General features: G+C 62.8%; 12 protein-coding genes and 1 pseudogene. 9 read left to right on the top strand and 4 right to left on the bottom strand.

The window, feature by feature from the left end:
- Window positions 1–83: 83 nt before the first annotated feature.
- Entirely contained in the window at window positions 84–1,010 is a 927-nt protein-coding gene (locus HX807_RS09950) for a LysR family transcriptional regulator (protein ID WP_003208286.1), read from the bottom strand.
- Window positions 1,011–1,069: 59 nt separating this feature from the next.
- Window positions 1,070–2,275 (bottom strand): DUF1835 domain-containing protein, encoded by a 1,206-nt coding sequence (locus HX807_RS09955; protein WP_177049813.1) that lies wholly within the window; start codon window positions 2,273–2,275, stop codon window positions 1,070–1,072.
- 193 nt (window positions 2,276–2,468) lie between these two features.
- Between HX807_RS09955 and HX807_RS09960 the strand changes: the two genes are divergently transcribed.
- The 3 genes from HX807_RS09960 (at window position 2,469) to fetB (ending at window position 4,650) form a co-directional block, all read left to right on the top strand.
- Window positions 2,469–2,933, top strand: coding sequence for a metallophosphoesterase family protein (locus HX807_RS09960; RefSeq protein WP_003208282.1), 465 nt, complete (start codon window positions 2,469–2,471; stop codon window positions 2,931–2,933).
- 248 nt (window positions 2,934–3,181) lie between these two features.
- Window positions 3,182–3,859, top strand: coding sequence for an ATP-binding cassette domain-containing protein (locus tag HX807_RS09965; protein WP_003208280.1), 678 nt, complete (start codon window positions 3,182–3,184; stop codon window positions 3,857–3,859).
- Entirely contained in the window at window positions 3,856–4,650 is a 795-nt protein-coding gene (fetB, locus tag HX807_RS09970) for an iron export ABC transporter permease subunit FetB (protein ID WP_134326962.1), read from the top strand. Before HX807_RS09965 ends, fetB begins: the two co-directional genes overlap by 4 nt.
- A 61-nt stretch (window positions 4,651–4,711) precedes the next feature.
- Here the strand turns inward: fetB and HX807_RS09975 are convergent, their stop codons facing one another.
- Complete coding sequence (locus HX807_RS09975; protein ID WP_177049815.1) at window positions 4,712–5,758, bottom strand: L-idonate 5-dehydrogenase; 1,047 nt, start codon at window positions 5,756–5,758, stop codon at window positions 4,712–4,714.
- A gap of 13 nt (window positions 5,759–5,771) precedes the next feature.
- Window positions 5,772–6,545 (bottom strand): glucose 1-dehydrogenase, encoded by a 774-nt coding sequence (locus HX807_RS09980; protein WP_008433127.1) that lies wholly within the window; start codon window positions 6,543–6,545, stop codon window positions 5,772–5,774.
- Window positions 6,546–6,736: 191 nt separating this feature from the next.
- On the opposite strand from HX807_RS09980, the gene HX807_RS09985 reads away from it, so the two are divergent.
- The 6 genes and pseudogenes from HX807_RS09985 (at window position 6,737) to HX807_RS10010 (ending at window position 12,525) form a co-directional block, all read left to right on the top strand.
- Entirely contained in the window at window positions 6,737–7,609 is an 873-nt protein-coding gene (locus HX807_RS09985; RefSeq protein ID WP_177049817.1) for a LysR family transcriptional regulator, read from the top strand.
- Between the two features lie 125 nt (window positions 7,610–7,734).
- Entirely contained in the window at window positions 7,735–8,355 is a 621-nt protein-coding gene (locus tag HX807_RS09990) for a glutathione S-transferase family protein (RefSeq protein WP_003208271.1), read from the top strand.
- 167 nt (window positions 8,356–8,522) lie between these two features.
- Window positions 8,523–9,184: pseudogene (locus HX807_RS09995) on the top strand (LysR family transcriptional regulator).
- Entirely contained in the window at window positions 9,184–10,083 is a 900-nt protein-coding gene (locus tag HX807_RS10000) for a LysR family transcriptional regulator (RefSeq protein WP_177049819.1), read from the top strand. The pseudogene HX807_RS09995 and the gene HX807_RS10000 overlap by 1 nt, the downstream one beginning before the upstream one ends.
- A gap of 2 nt (window positions 10,084–10,085) precedes the next feature.
- Window positions 10,086–11,051 carry a pyridoxamine 5'-phosphate oxidase family protein gene (locus tag HX807_RS10005; protein ID WP_177049820.1) on the top strand — a complete coding sequence of 322 codons (966 nt, stop codon included), beginning with the start codon at window positions 10,086–10,088 and terminating at the stop codon, window positions 11,049–11,051.
- Between the two features lie 133 nt (window positions 11,052–11,184).
- Window positions 11,185–12,525 (top strand): sorbosone dehydrogenase family protein, encoded by a 1,341-nt coding sequence (locus HX807_RS10010; RefSeq protein WP_177049822.1) that lies wholly within the window; start codon window positions 11,185–11,187, stop codon window positions 12,523–12,525.
- The last annotated feature ends 45 nt before the right edge of the window (window positions 12,526–12,570 follow it).

The raw sequence follows: 12,570 nt of genomic DNA on the forward strand, positions 1-12,570 counted from the left end.
GGCGTCGCTGGCTGGAGTATCCCGCTCGGCAAGAGGTGGATGAATGGGCTAAGTCATGTGTTTCCTATAGGTGATCCCTATGGCTAGAGCGTCTCCAGGTGCGCATACAGGTTCTGGATGCGGCTCAAGTGGCTGCGCATCAGGTTGATCAGCACCCGGGTGGGCGGCGAAATAGGCGTGTCGTGGCGATGGATAAAGCCGAATACCTCGAAGATCGCCGGGCTGATCGGCACCCAGCCCAAGCGATCATTGAAGCCCAGCTGATGCAGGATCGGGCGCGTGGCAATCACATCGCCGAGCCCGCGCGCAGCCAGCTCGAAGCCGGTGATCTGGTGCTCCACTTCGATGATCGGGTCCAGCACCTCGCCGCCCTTGGACGCCAATTGCCCCAACAACCGGCGAATCGGGTCGGCGGTGCGCCAGCGCGCCTCGGTGAGAATCAACGGTGCCACCGCCAGGTCGCTGATGGTTTTCGGGCCCTTGAGTCGCTCCGGGTCGGCACTGATATAGCCGACCTGGGCCGACCAGACCGGCTCGCTGACGGTCAGGTTCTGCTGCTTGATCGGCAGCATCACCAGCCCCGCTTCAATTTCGCCCTGGCTCACCAGCTCGGCGATTTCCGAGGAGTTGTAGCCGACGATCTTGATCCGCATATCCGGGTGCTGGGTGCGGAACTGCTCGATCAGGTCCGTGAGGAAATAGTGATGGGCGGTGCCGAAGGTGCCAAAACTGGCCACGCCACCGGACAGTTCACGCACAGCCTGCACCGCTTCATAGCCCTGGCGTGCTGACGTCACCATGCCTTGTGCAAACGGCTGCAGGCGGCGTCCGGCTTCGGTGAGCATCAGTCGGCGATTGGTGCGGATGAACACGTGGGTACCCAGGTGCTCCTCCAGCCGCAGGATCTGCTCGGACAATGAGGGTTGGGAAATATGCAGGCTTTCCGCCGCCTTGGAGAACGTACCGTGCTCGATGGCGGCGAGAAAGTAGTTGAGCTGTTGTAAGGTCATCGCGCTGAACCGTTACCTGTTTGGCTCAACATGACACAGATCAAAGCTGTCGCGAAGAATCAATCACGCCACACGGGCATGCCATGTTCGTCAATTGTCCAGTGCGGGTGGCGCGGTCGCAGGCAGACGCCACCTACCCAGCGTTCTTCCGTTGCATGATCCGGCCAGTAGGCTGCGCCGTTCAGAACCTGGCGACCCAGCGCAGTCAGCGCCAACACCCGCTGTGGCCATGGCAACTGAGCCCCGGACTCGATCAACAGCGGATTCTCGCCATCGATCAACGGCCGCATCAGCGCATGGAACATCATGTCCCCCAGGTACGGCAGCGGTTCGCGCTTGCCCATCAACTCGGCAAACACCCGGCCAAACGGCACAGGCCCGGCCTCATCCACGTAGTGCAGGGACAGGCGCTCGGTCAGTGACAAACCGTCCCGCACACCCGGTAACTCCTGCAACTGCCGACGCAACGCCGGGGCCAGCAAGGGCAGGGCTGTATGGTTGCTCTGGGCCAGTTCCGCCAGCTTGACCGGCGAACTGTCGCAGTACGCCAGCCAGGCCTGCCGCGCCAGCTTCAGCATGTCCTCATCGACCCGCCGACGCTGCGGCCACAACCACGGCAATACTTCAGGCGCCAGTTGGCCGATGCCGATAAAACGCTGCACGCCGGGAATACGATCGACTTCGATCAACTCCAGTTTTTCAGGCAGATGCTCAAGCCCAGCCAGCGCGCGAATCAGGAACAACTGATCGTACGCATCCGCCTCACACCACAACACGCTGTGGCCGGCGCTGCCCAGTTGTTCAAGATGGTGATATTCGTCCGCATGCCGGCGCGCCACTTCGGCCTCATCCATGGCAAACACCTGGCTGATATAGCGGCTGCGAACGGCCTGGTATTGCTCGGCAGGCAGGTCCTGCACCGGGCCCATGCACAATGGGTCAATCAGCATCCGGAAGCGGCCCTTGAACCCCGCCACGCCCAGGCTGTGGGCGATATCGTTGCCGCAGCGCCAGTGAGTGGTGCGGGCTTCATCGCTGGCGTCGAAACCTGGATGGCGGGCGGCAAAATCCACCGCATCGACGTGGGCCTTGAGCTTGGGCCAGCTGGGAAAACCGAGTTCCTTGGCGATCGACCATTGGGCATCGGATAAGGTCGGGGTTGCGGCGGCATCGGCGCTTTTCAGGCGCTGCAAAAGTTCCTTGGCGCGCTTGCGTTGCTGCTCAAGGTTGATACGGCCGTTAGTGGACGAGAATGATTGCGACATACGATCTCCTTGTACAAACCTTGTCCGCTTTAAGGTTGGGAGTCGTAGAAATGTGATATTCAGTCAAGGTCTTGGGCGCAGCCCTTTCCGCGGATGGTGGCGTAGATGGCGCCAGGCGGGAAATATAGGCAGTGCAATGATTGATTGCAAGCCGCCCGGTGGATCGCGCCGGGGTTTTGCACAGGAGACGTTCATGAAAGTTGGTGTGATTTCCGATACCCACGGCTTGCTCCGTGCCGAGGCCCTGGCGGCCCTGGAAGGGTGCGAGCAGATTGTTCACGCCGGGGACATCGGTAGCCCGGAGATCCTTGAGTTGCTGGCCTCGATTGCGCCATTGCATGTGGTGCGCGGCAATAACGACCTCGACGCCGCGTGGGCAGAGCATTTGGCTGACCGGCTGGATTTTGACTTGAACGGCTGGCGGGCGTTGCTGGTGCATGACATTGCCGATGTGCCGAAGGAGCTTGATCCAGGCATCCGGCTGGTGATCACTGGCCACTCTCACAAACCATTGATCGAGTGGCACGGCGAGCGGCTGTTTCTCAACCCTGGCAGTGCAGGGCGGCGACGTTTCAAGTTGCCGGTGACCCTGGCGTTGCTTGAGGTGCGCGAGAAATCCATCAAGCCGCGCCTGGTGTCGCTGGAGCCCAAGCGCTGAAGAACGCTGAGGCGAGGGGGCTTGTTGTGGTGAGGGAGCTGCTGTGGTGAGGGAGCTTGCTGTGGCGAGGGAGCTTGCTCCCGCTGGGCTGCGCAGCAGCCCCAAGAAATTAACGGTGTTTTTTCAGGTGTATCGCAGTGGCTTTATTGGGGCCGCTTCGCAGCCCAGCGGGAGCAAGCTCCCTCGCCACGGGGGACGTGCCCTGTCTTACCATTGCGTCTGAATCAGGAACAAGGATCATCAACGCCATGAGCGTATTAGTCGAAACCCGGGCGCTCACGCGGATGGACGAGCGCCGCCAGCTGCAACTGCTGCAGCCCACGAACTTCCAGCTGCACCGCGCCGACCGCCTATCCATCACCGGTTCATCCGGCTCCGGCAAAAGTGTATTCCTTCGGGCACTCGCCTTGCTCGACGCGCCGACCTCAGGGGATATCCTCTGGAACGGGCAGCCCATCGCCAACGCGCAAGTCCCGCAGTATCGCAGTCGCATCAGCTACCTCTCCCAACGCCCGGCGCTGATCGAAGGCACGGTGGAAGACAACTTGCGTTTCCCCTACAGCCTCAAGGCCTTGCATCACCTGAGTTTCGACCCGCAGGCGGTCAAGGCGCTGCTGGCCCACGCGGGCAAGGAGTCGGGCTTTCTGGCAAAAAATGCCGGGGATTTATCCGGTGGTGAGTCCCAGGTGGTGTCACTGATCCGTACCCTGCAACTCAATCCCGATGTGCTGTTGCTGGACGAACCTACCGCCGCTCTCGACCCGGCATCGTCCGGGGAGGTCGAGGCGTTGATCAGTGCCTGGGCCGAAGCGGATAGCGCTCACGCCTATATCTGGGTGTCCCACGACCTTGAGCAGGCGCAACGCATGAGCACCACCCATTTGCATATGGACGCCGGCGTGCTGACGGGGGCCGTGCAGCCATGAATTATCACGACCTCACGGCAATGGACATGGCCATCGCCGCCTCGCTGATCCTGATCAACGGTGCGCTGTCGCTGTTGTTGCGGCTGGGGCTGGAGCGTCAGCTGTTCTGGGCGGCTGTGCGCACGGTGGTGCAGTTGTTGGCGATCGGTTACCTGCTGGGCTGGGTCTTTGAATTTGCCTACTGGTATGTGGTGCTGCCGCTGATGTGCCTGATGACTCTGATCGCCGGGCTCTCGGCTGCCGGGCGTGGGAAGCGGACCTATGCGGGGCAGCGGGCCGACAGTATTGTGTCGGTGTGGGGCAGTTCCTGGTTGGTGACGGCTGTTGGCCTGTTCGCGATTATCCGGATTCACCCGTGGTACGAGCCGCAGTATGCGATTCCGATCCTTGGGATGATTCTGGGTAATACGCTTACCGGGGTGTCCCTGGGGATTGAGCGTATGACTCAGGAGCTGACCTCCGGCCGCAATACTATCGAGATGATTCTGGCCCTCGGTGGTTCACGCTGGGAGGCGGCGCAGGATGCGATTCGCCAGGCTGTGCGGGCCGGGATGATTCCGACGCTGAACCAGATGACGGTGGTGGGGATTGTGAGCTTGCCGGGGATGATGACTGGCCAGGTGCTGGCCGGGGAAAGTCCGGTGGACGCGGTGCGTTATCAGATTGTGATTATGTTTTTGATCGCTGCGTCGTCGGCGTTGGGCACGGTAGGTGCGGTGTTGCTGACCTACCGTCGACTGTTTTCAGCCAGCCATCGTTTCCTGCGGTTCAGGCTCGAAGAGCGGGTGTAGCGCAGGCGCTATCGGATCCCCAAAATGCACCGCAACCCTGTGGGAGCTGTCGAGATCCGGTTCAATCACCCACACCAAAATCCAGCAACACCTTCATCGCCTGGCTCTTGTCCGCCGCCAGTTCAAACGCCTGCACCGCCTCGCTGAACGGCACGGTGTGGGAGATCACCGGACGCACATCAATCACCTGGCGATTGAGCAAATCCACCGCCTGGGCAAACTCCGAATGGAAGCGGAAGGTGCCCCGCAAGTCGATCTCCCTGCTCACCAGCATATTCAACGGCAGCGAGACCTCGCCACCCAGACCGACCGTCACCAGCACGCTGCGCGGGGCCATGCACTCCAGGCCGTTGCGCAGGGCCTGGGCGCTGCCGGAGACTTCGAACATCACGTCGAAGTAGCCTTTTTCGGCGGTATACCGCTTCAACGCGTCGGTGTCTTCCGCCAGGTTATGAGTACGGCTGGCGCCCATTTTTTCGGCGCAGGCCAAGGGCCCGGCGGACAGGTCCACCGCAACAATTACCCCCGCGCCCGCTGCCCGCAGGCTGCCGATCAACAGGTTGCCGATGGGCCCGCACCCGGTGACCAATACCCGTTTGCCGAACACCACCCCGGCACGCTGGATGGCATGCAAACCCACAGACAACGGTTCAGCCATTGCACCCTCGGCAAGGCTCACATGATCGGCCAGCAGATGCGCCTGGTGCGTTTCGATCACCAGGCTTTGTTGAAACGCACCCTGCACGTGAGGGAAGGGCATCGCGCTGCCGTAGAAACGCATGTTCAGGCAATGGTTCGGCAGCCCTTGATGGCAATAATGGCAACCCCCGCAAGGCCGCGACGGCGAGACCGACAAGCGTTGGCCAATCTTGAACGGCCCGTCTTCACGGCCCACCGCCTCGATCACCGCCGACACTTCGTGGCCCAGCACCATCGGCTCGCGCAACCGCACGGTGCCGAAGCCGCCGTGCTGGTAGTAATGCAGGTCCGAGCCGCAAATTCCGCCCCGGGCAATGCGCACCCGCAGTTGGTCGGGCGTCAGTGCCTGGGGTTCGGTTTGCGGTTCTACCCGCAGGTCTTTCGAGGCATGGCAGACAATCGCGTGCATGAAATTCTCCAGGTTACAGCGAGGCGGTGATGCCACCGTCCACGTACAGGATATGACCGTTGACGAAACTTGCCGCGGCGCTGGCAAGGAATACCGCAGCGCCCGCCAGTTCGGCGACGTCACCCCAGCGCCGGCTCGGTGTGCGCTGCACCAGCCAGTCGCTGAATTCGGGGTTGGCCACCAGATTGGCGTTCAGTTCGGTCTTGAAATAGCCGGGGCCGATGCCATTCACCGTCAGCCCGTGGGGGCCCCAGTCGATGGCCATGCCTTTTGTGAGCATTTTCAGCGCGCCTTTGCTGGCGGCATACGGGGCGATGCCCGGGCGCCCCAGTTCGCTTTGCACCGAGCAGATATTGATGATGCGCCCCCGCTTGCGCGGGATCATCGCCCGGGCCACGGCCTGGCCGACCAGGAAGGCGCTGTCCAGGTTGGTGCTCATCAACTCGCGCCAGTGGGTTTCGCTGTAGTCCTCCAGCGGCCCACGACGTTGCATGCCCGCGTTGTTGACGAGGATGTCCAGCGGGCCCAGGCGCTCTTCGATCTCCGCCACGGCGGCCAACACCGCCGCGCCGTCGGTGACATCGAACGCCTGGGTGTGCACCTCCAGGCCTTCCGCCGCCAGCAACGCGGCACTGTCACGCAAGGTGCTGCGGTTGCGCCCGTTGAGCACTACCCGTGCGCCAGCCTGGGCCAGGCCACGGGCGATGGCCAGGCCGATGCCGGCGCTGGAGCCGGTGATCAAGGCCAGGCGGCCGTCGAGGCGGAAACTGTCTAAAACACGCTGCATGGGGCGATCTCCGAAGACTGAGACAGGTGATCAACACTATCAATCCGAGTGCGGGGCGCCGCTCTCATTGTTATACGTCAAACACTGTCATATCGTGCATCACGGGCCTTACTTCAGCGCAGCCCGGGCCCGGCGTCCAATTTTCATTTGTGATGGGGTGATCAATAATCGTGATAACCGGAGCCAACCTGATGGAACTCAAGCACCTGCGCGCCTTTGTCGTGCTCGCCCAGGAACTGCATTTCGACCGGGCGGCCGCGCAGTTGTCGATCGTGCAACCGGCGCTGAGCATGCAGATCAAACTGCTCGAAAGCGGCCTGGGCGTGCGCCTGCTCGACCGCAACCGGCACTCGGTCACACTGACGGAAGCCGGGCGGGTGTTTCTGCCGGAAGCCCTCGCCACCCTGCACCAGGCTGCCCGCGCCGCCGATGCCGCCCGGGCTTCGAACCGCGGGGAGATCGGCCGGGTGCGCCTGGGATTTGTCTCGTCGGTATTGCCGCAATTGCTGCCGGGGTTGATTCGTGCGGTGCACCAGCGCTACCCGCGAATTGAACTGGAGCTCAAGGACATGCCCGGCCCGGATCAGGCGGCTGCGTTGAAAAACGGCCAGCTGGATTTCGGCCTGATGCGTTTGCCGGCGGCCTATCCCGGCGTGCAGACCCTTGAGGTGCTGCAGGAAAGCTTCGTGGTCGCCTTGCCCGGCGAGCATCCGTTGGCAACCCAGGAAACCATTCAGCCGACGGACTTGCTCAAGGTGCCGGTGTTCATCCTGGCCCGGCGTTATGCACCGGGTTTCTACGATGAATTCGTGCAGGCGATGGGCGTGCCGCTGGAGATCGCCTCCGAACTCGGCGAGTTCACCACCATGCTGGCGCTGGTCTCGGCCGGGCTGGGTGTGGGTGTGTTGCCGCTGCAGGCGGCCCGGGCGCTGCCGGCCAATTGCGTGTCCAGGCACCTGGCGTTGGGGGCGTTCCGGGCCAGGACCGGCCTGGCGTGGACCGAGCTCGACAGCCCGGTGAAAACCACCCTGTTCAACCTGATCGACGGGTTGTTTGGCGATTGATTGTTTCATCCGGTGAAATGCTGGATTGTAAAAACTGGCTATTCTGCTGCGTGCCGTAGCGGTGGAACATAAGCGTTATCGACCCGATCACCGGGTCGAGTCCCTGGCACATCGCGGAGCCCGTCATGATCAAACTGTACCGTTACCCCTTGTCTGGCCATTCCCACCGGGTTGAGTTGATGCTGTCGCTGCTGGGCGTGCCCGCTGAGCGGGTGCACGTCGATCTGAAGCAAGGCGCGCACAAAACCCCTGAGTTCCTGGCCACCCTCAACAGCTTCGGCCAGGTGCCGGTGATCGATGATAACGGCGTGGTGCTGGCAGACTCCAACGCGATCCTGGTGTACCTCGCCGGCCAATATGGCACCGCCCAGTGGCTGCCGACCGAGCCTTTGGCCCAGGCCCGTGTGCAGCGTTGGCTCTCGGCTGCGGCAGGGCCGCTGCACACCGGGCCGGCTGCGGCGCGATTGATCACTGTGTTCGGTGCCGCGCTGGATGCCGAGGCGACCATCAGCCGCTCCCACGCATTCCTCAAAGTGGTAGAGCACCAGTTGGAGCAGAGCCGTTTTCTCACCGGTGACCTGCCGACGATTGCCGATATCGCGCACTACACCTACATCGCCCATGCGCCGGAGGGGAATGTCGCGCTGGACGACTATCCGCAGGTTCGCGCCTGGCTGGGCAGTATCGAAGCGCTGCCGGGTTTTATCGGTATGCAACGCACGGCTGTGGGCTTGGCCAAGGCTTGAAGATTTTTGTGGCGAGGGAGCTTGCTCCCGCTGGACCGGGTTGGCGCGCCAGTGCGCAGCGCTCCCAGGATTTTGGGGCCGCTACGCTGCCCAGCGGGAGCAAGCTCCCTCGCCACAACCGCTCCCAAGCCACTGGTTTGGTGGACCACATTCGATTAAGGGGACCCATGGACCGTTTCCAGGAAATGCAGATTTTCCTCGCCGTCGCCGAAGAACAGGGCTTTGCCGCGGCGGCCCGGCGCCTGAACATCTCGCCCCCCAGCGTGACCCGCGCGATTGCCGCGATGGAGGCGCGTATTGGCACCCAGTTGCTTTCGCGCACCACCCGCAGCCTGCACCTGAGCGAGGCCGGCCAGCGTTACCTCGACGATTGCCGGCGTATCCTCGCGGAGTGCGTCGCGTAGTGTGCGCGGCGCCGGCTTACCTTGAGCGGCACCGGCCACTGCACCCCGGGCAACTGCGTGAGGCGAAGATTGTCACGTCGTCTTCCAGCCAGTTGGTCAGCGAATGGCAGTTCAGGGAAGGCGGCCAGCCGTTGAGCGTGGCCGTTGAGCCGCGCCTGGTAGTCACCGCCAACAACGCGGCGATCAACCTCGCGCGCCTGGGCTGGGGCGTCACACGGGTGTTGTCTTATCAGGTGGCCAGCGATGTGCGTGCAGGCGCACTGGAGATCATCCTGCAAGACTTCGAACCGCCGGCCTTGCCGATCCATGTGGTATTCCAGAACAACGCCCGGGTACCGGCGAAGGTCAACACGTTCGTGGATTTTCTGGTCAGCCGGCTGGGGCAGGATGCTGCGCTCAACCCATCGATGCAGCGGCCGGCCTGATGGACCGCTATCGCGACATGCAGATCTTCCAGGCGCTGTCCCGGCAGCCGAGCCTGGCCGCGGCAGCCCGCTGCCTGGGCATCTCGGGACCCACTGTGATCCGCGCGATTGACCGGCTGGAGGTGCGCTTGCGCGTGCCATTGGTACAGCGCAGCACCCGGGGCATTCGCCTCACCGAAGCCGGGGCGACGTTCATGGCCGACTGTTCGCGGATCCTTGACGGCGTGAGCGCCGCCGAAGCATCTGCCCAGGGTGCGCACGCGCAGGCCGAGGGAAACCTGCGGGTGTTTTTTCCGTTGCTGTTCAGCCGTTATGTGATGGCGCCGCTGTTGGCCGGCTACCTGGAGCGCTATCCCGGAGTCCGCCTGTTTGCCCATTACCACGATCATTATCCGAACCTGAATGAAGACGGCCTGGACGTGGCAGTCCTGGTGGGGGAACTGCCCGGTTCATCCCTGATTGCCCGGCCCGTGGGCCATGTGCGCAACATCGTCTGCGCCAGCCCCGGCTATCTGCAAAGCCATGGCGAACCGATGCAACCGGAGGTGCTCAAGGAGCATCGGCTGGTCGCCAGCCAGGCGTATTCGAATTGGGTGCAGTGGGATTTCCAGGGCGCCAGCATCAAGGCCCGGGCGCGTCTCGGTTGCTCCACGGTGCAGGGCGCGATCAATGCGGCGGTGCAGGGCGCAGGGTTGATCCGGTGCTTGAGCTACCCGGTGCACGAGCACCTGGCGAGCGGGCAACTGTGTCGAGTATTGCAGGCCCATGAACCGCCGCCGCTGCCGGTGCATGTGGTCTACCGCGAAGGGCGCAACGCTTCGATGCGGGTGCGCAGTTTTGTCGATTTCAGCGTGGCGGCATTGCGTGAACATCCGGCGTTTCATTCACCGAGGGCTTGATCATGAATCACCAGGACGCGTCCCCCGTTTCGCCATGGCATGCCGGCGAGCGGCAGTTGCAGCAAAGTGCCGGCGTGGCCGAGCGCATGGAGGTGATCGGCGCAAAGGTGATACGGGATCACTTGCCGGAGCAGCATCGAGCGTTTTATGAGTTGTTGCCCTATCTGGTCGTGGGGGCCGTGGATGAGCAGGGGCTGCCCTGGGCCACGCTGCTGGAGGGCACGCCGGGGTTTGCGTATTCGCCGGACCCCTACAGCTTGCGTATCGACAGCCTGCCTGCGGAGAGTGACCCCGCCGGGAGCGGGCTGAAACAAGGCGCGTCGGTCGGGCTGTTGGGCATTGACCTGAATACGCGGCGGCGTAATCGCATGAACGGGGTTATCGGGGCTGCCGGCGTCGACGGATTTACCGTGGCGGTGGTGCACACGTTTGGAAATTGCCCGAAGTACATCCAGTTGCGTGCGGTGGATCCGGGTGCCCGGGGGCAGCGCGCTGCGGGAGGTATTGTGCGGCGCGCGAACTCGCTCGATGACGCTGACCGGGCGCTGATTCGCAGCGCTGATACGTTTTTCGTCGCCAGCTATGTGGACCTGGAAGGAGATGCGGCCAAGCGTTCGGTGGACGTTTCACACCGAGGCGGCAACAGTGGGTTTGTGCGCGTGGAGGGAGAGGTGCTGACGATTCCCGATTTTACCGGCAACTCGTTTTTCAACACCTTGGGCAATGTGCAGGTCAACCCGGTTGCGGGCTTGCTGTTTGTGGATTTTGCTACGGGTGATCTGTTGCAGGTGGTCGGGCGGGCCGAGGTGATTCTTGAAGGAGATGAACTGGCCACGTTCGAGGGGGCTGAGCGGTTGTGGAAGGTGACAGTGGAACACGTGGTCCGACGGGATGCGGCGCTGGCGCTGCGTTGGCAGTTCGAGGGGTTTTCTCCCTACAGCCTGGCGTTGGGGCCGTGGAAAGCCTGAGAGTGCTGCCGAGCCACTCGTGCGACTGAGTTAAAACTCAATTGCGCGGTAGGCGGTGTTTGGTGTCGGGGAATGACGCGATACTCCGTCGGGTTTTTGCCTGCCCGATAAAGGGCTGTCCCGAGGTTTCCCAATGAATGCACCAAGCCGCCTTGCGCTGCTGATCACCGCCACGGCTGCCCTCAGCGCCTGTGGTGATTCCTCCAAACTGCCGTTTCAGGCCGGTGTGGGGCCAAGCCCGCAACTGCCCGAACCCACTGCATCACTGATCCCGACACTCAAGGTTTCCAAGGCTGTCGGCTGGCCCGGTAATGCCCAGCCAACGGCGCCCGATGGGTTCACGGTAACGGCGTTGGCCGCGGACCTTGACCATCCGCGCTGGGTGTACACCTTGCCCAATGGCGACGTGCTGGTAGCCGAGAGTAACCATCCGCCCATGCCTGAAGGTGCCACGGACGGCGGCACGGGTTTGCTCGCCTGGGCGCGTCGTACCGCGATGGGGTTTGTGATGGGGCGGGTCGGTGCCGATACGCCGAGCGCCGACCGGATCACGCTGCTGCGGGACGCCGACGGTGATGGGCGTGCCGAGGTGAAGAGTGTGTTTCTCGGTGGGCTGGCGTCGCCGTTTGGCATTGCGTTGGTGGGGGATGAGTTGTATATCGGCAATGCCGATGCGGTGGTCAAGGTGCCTTATGTTCGGGGCCAGACTCACATCGATGCCGTGCCGGTGAAGGTCACTGATCTGCCGGCCGGGATCAATCATCACTGGACCAAAAACGTCCTGGCCAATCCTGAGGGTACCAAGCTTTATGTGACCGTCGGGTCCAACAGCAATGTGGGTGAGAATGGGCTTGACGCCGAGGAAGGGCGTGCTGCGATCTGGGAGTTGGATCTTGCCAGTGGGCAGAAGCGTCTGTTCGCCAGTGGGTTGCGCAATCCCAATGGGCTGGCGTGGAAACCCGGCTCTACGCAGTTGTGGACGGTGGTCAACGAGCGCGACGAGATCGGCAGCGATCTGGTGCCGGATTACCTGACGTCGGTGCGGGACGGCGCGTTCTACGGTTGGCCGTGGAGTTATTACGGGGCTCACGTTGACAGCCGGGTGCAGCCGCCGCGTCCGGACAAGGTCGCCCAGGCGATTGCACCGGACTACGCGCTGGGGACTCACGTTGCGCCGTTGGGCCTGACTTTTTCCGATGCGCGGGGGATGCCAGCGGTGTTTGCCGATGGGGTGTTTGTGGGGGAGCATGGATCCTGGAACCGTAATCCGCAGGCGGGGTACAAGGTGGTGTTTATTCCGTTCCGGGACGGAAAGCCGTCGGGTGTGCCTGTTGATTTCCTGACTGGGTTTTTAAATGGTGATGGAGAGGCTCAGGGGCGTCCGGTGGGTGTAGCGTTGGACGGGCAGGGCGCGTTGCTGGTGGCGGATGATGTGGGGAACAAGGTGTGGCGGGTGGCACGGGTAAGGCCTTAGGGTTTTGCTCTTACAGCGGCTCACGGTCCACTGTAGGAGCTGGCT

The sequence above is a fragment of the Pseudomonas sp. D8002 genome, assembly GCF_013385695.1.
In the GTDB taxonomy this organism is placed as follows: Bacteria; Pseudomonadota; Gammaproteobacteria; order Pseudomonadales; family Pseudomonadaceae; genus Aquipseudomonas.

Coding starts and splice junctions, on each gene's coding strand:
- HX807_RS09950 (WP_003208286.1), bottom strand. CDS start 1,010: ATGACCTTACAACAGCTCAACTACTTTCTCGCCGCCATCGAGCACGGT.
- HX807_RS09955 (WP_177049813.1), bottom strand. CDS start 2,275: ATGTCGCAATCATTCTCGTCCACTAACGGCCGTATCAACCTTGAGCAG.
- HX807_RS09960 (WP_003208282.1), top strand. CDS start 2,469: ATGAAAGTTGGTGTGATTTCCGATACCCACGGCTTGCTCCGTGCCGAG.
- HX807_RS09965 (WP_003208280.1), top strand. CDS start 3,182: ATGAGCGTATTAGTCGAAACCCGGGCGCTCACGCGGATGGACGAGCGC.
- fetB (WP_134326962.1), top strand. CDS start 3,856: ATGAATTATCACGACCTCACGGCAATGGACATGGCCATCGCCGCCTCG.
- HX807_RS09975 (WP_177049815.1), bottom strand. CDS start 5,758: ATGCACGCGATTGTCTGCCATGCCTCGAAAGACCTGCGGGTAGAACCG.
- HX807_RS09980 (WP_008433127.1), bottom strand. CDS start 6,545: ATGCAGCGTGTTTTAGACAGTTTCCGCCTCGACGGCCGCCTGGCCTTG.
- HX807_RS09985 (WP_177049817.1), top strand. CDS start 6,737: ATGGAACTCAAGCACCTGCGCGCCTTTGTCGTGCTCGCCCAGGAACTG.
- HX807_RS09990 (WP_003208271.1), top strand. CDS start 7,735: ATGATCAAACTGTACCGTTACCCCTTGTCTGGCCATTCCCACCGGGTT.
- HX807_RS10000 (WP_177049819.1), top strand. CDS start 9,184: ATGGACCGCTATCGCGACATGCAGATCTTCCAGGCGCTGTCCCGGCAG.
- HX807_RS10005 (WP_177049820.1), top strand. CDS start 10,086: ATGAATCACCAGGACGCGTCCCCCGTTTCGCCATGGCATGCCGGCGAG.
- HX807_RS10010 (WP_177049822.1), top strand. CDS start 11,185: ATGAATGCACCAAGCCGCCTTGCGCTGCTGATCACCGCCACGGCTGCC.